Source organism: Dietzia sp. CW19 (genome assembly GCF_014145265.1).
In the GTDB taxonomy this organism is placed as follows: domain Bacteria; phylum Actinomycetota; class Actinomycetes; order Mycobacteriales; family Mycobacteriaceae; genus Dietzia; species Dietzia natronolimnaea.
This window is the reverse complement of the sequence record NZ_JAALEE010000536.1, coordinates 1-2,232: the sequence shown is the minus strand read 5'-3', so window position 1 is coordinate 2,232 and position 2,232 is coordinate 1. Positions and strand designations below refer to the sequence as shown.

2 protein-coding genes and 1 pseudogene are annotated in these 2,232 nt (G+C 72.1%); all 3 read right to left on the bottom strand.

The features are described from left to right. Positions 1–556, bottom strand: a pseudogene (locus G6021_RS15145) (anti-sigma factor); the annotation flags it as partial. Continuing rightward, on the bottom strand, positions 553–1,134 hold the full coding sequence (gene sigK / locus G6021_RS15140) for an ECF RNA polymerase sigma factor SigK (RefSeq protein ID WP_042329923.1): 582 nt from the start codon (positions 1,132–1,134) through the stop codon (positions 553–555). The pseudogene G6021_RS15145 and the gene sigK, both read right to left, overlap by 4 nt. Positions 1,135–1,208: 74 nt before the next feature. After that, the coding region (locus G6021_RS15135; RefSeq protein WP_182641637.1) for a molybdopterin-dependent oxidoreductase at positions 1,209–2,232 on the bottom strand (1,024 nt) is incomplete at its 5' end.

Here is a 2,232-nt window from a genome sequence, read left to right as displayed (position 1 = left end):
TGACCTCGAGGTCGGGCGCCGTGAGCAGGGACGTGACCTCGTCCGGCATCGTCGCGGCGGGCGGGGACGCGACCGGGAGGTTGTCCTCCGGTCCCGCGTCGCCCGTCAGTCGCCCGATGGTCACCCCCGCGGCCACCAACACGATGGCCGCCGCCGCGGTGGCGAGGAAGGTCCAGGTCCCGGGGCGCCGGCGTTCGCGCATCTGGCTCAGGTCGACCACCGCCGCGCCCCCGGTGTCACCGGTGTCGTCGGCATCCGGGGTGGGCGCATCGTGTCCGGTCCCGGCCTCCGCCGTGACCAGGTCGAGCACCCTGGTGCGCAGGGATGGCGGCGGCGGGACGTCGAGGTCGGCGTCGGCCACCAGATCGGCCACGACCTCCCGAGTGGACCGGATGTGGGCCAGCATCGAGCTGCGTTGATCCGGGGTCGCGGCGACGAGCGCCTGCTCGACGGCGTCCGCCTCCTCCTGGTCCAGCGCGTCCAGGGCGTAGAGGTCGAGGTCCTCGGGATGAACCGTGTCCGGGGACCCCGGGTGATCGTGGTGTCGGACGGTCATGACAGCTCACCTCCCAGGCAGCTCTTGAGACGGCGCAGGCCGTCGCGGATTCGTGACTTGATCGTGGGCAGTGCGGACCCCAGCTGGTCGGCGACCTCCCGGTAGGTCAACCCGGAGAAGTACGCCATCTCGATGGACTCGCGCTGGTTCTCGGTGAGTTCCCCGAGACATCGACGGATGTCCGCGGCGTCCTCTTCCCGGGTGATCTCCTCGGTCACCTGGTCGGCGATGTCGCCGGAGTGCGTGATCCCCGCGGCGGCGTCCGCCTCGTCGCGCCGGGCCGCGGAGCTCTCGGACCGCACCCTGTCCACCGCTCGCCGGTGGGCGATGGTCAGTACCCAGGAGTGGACCGACCCGAGCTTGGGGCTGTACCCCGAGGCCTGCTTCCAGACCTGGAGGAACACCTCCTGGACGGTCTCCTCGGCGTACCCGGGGTCGCGCAGGACCCGGAGTGCGAGACCGTGCACACGGGGCGCCATGAGGTCGTAGAAGCGGGCGAAGGCATCGAGATCCCCGGCCGCGGAGAGCTCCAGGAGGCGCCCCGGATCGGCCAGCGACGGGGCGGTGGGCTCGGACACGGGGGACAGTCTAATGCGAGGTGGTCCGAACGCACGGGACGGGCGGGTGGTGAGGAGGGGTGTGTCGAGGACGGTCATGTCCCCGACACCCGGAACGTGCGGTTGTGCCAGCCCGTGGCCCCGGTGGGGATCGGCGGTTGTCGGGTCTCCGTCTGCACCTCACCGGTCGAGTCGGTCGCCCGGACCGACAGCGTGTGCAGGCCGGGCTCGGCGTCCCAGGTCCACGACCACATGCGCCAGGTGTCGATCGAGTACTCCTCGGCGAGCGTCGCCTCGTTCCACGGACCGTCGTCGACCTGTACCTCCACCCGGTCGATGCCCCGGCGCTGGGCCCATGCCGTCCCGGCCACCACGACGGGGCCGGGCTCCAGCTGGGCCAGGGGGGCGGGCCTGTCGATCCGGCTCGCGGTGAGGATGGGTCCCCGCTCACCCCACCCCCGGTCGGTCCAGTAGGCGCTGGCGCGGTCGAATCGGGTGACCTCCCAGTCCACCACCCACTTGGTGGCGGAGACGTAGCCGTACAGGCCGGGCACGACCTGCCGGACCGGGTACCCGTGCTCGAGCGGCAGGGGTTCGCCGTTCATCCCGACGGCCAGCAGGGCGTCCCGGCCGTCCGTGAGGGCCTCGAGCGGGGTGCCCGCCGTCCACCCGTCGACGGAGGTCGAGAGCAGCATGTCGGCCTCGGGAAGGGGGCCGGCCTCGGCGAGCAGTTCGGCGATCGGGAAGCCGGTCCAGGTCGCGTTGCCGGCGAGGTTGCCGCCGACCTCGTTGGACACGCAGGTCAGGGTGACGATCCGGTCCAGGAACTCCCTGCTCGTCAGTGACTGCCAGTCCAGTTCGATCTCCCTCTCCACCATCCCGTGGATCCGCAGCCGCCAGTCCGCGGTGGTCAGCGCGGGGACGCGCAGCGCGGTGTCGATGCGGTAGAACTCCTCGTTGGACGTGACGAACGGGGTGACCCCGGGGGCATCGGGAACGATCCCCTCCGGGACCGGTGGGGCGGCGTTGCGGCTCAACACCCGTGGCAGCTGGAGGCCCGTGCGCTCGGCGAGCGCGTCGGCCGCGCGGCGGGTCAGTGCCACCCCGGTCGCGCCCGCC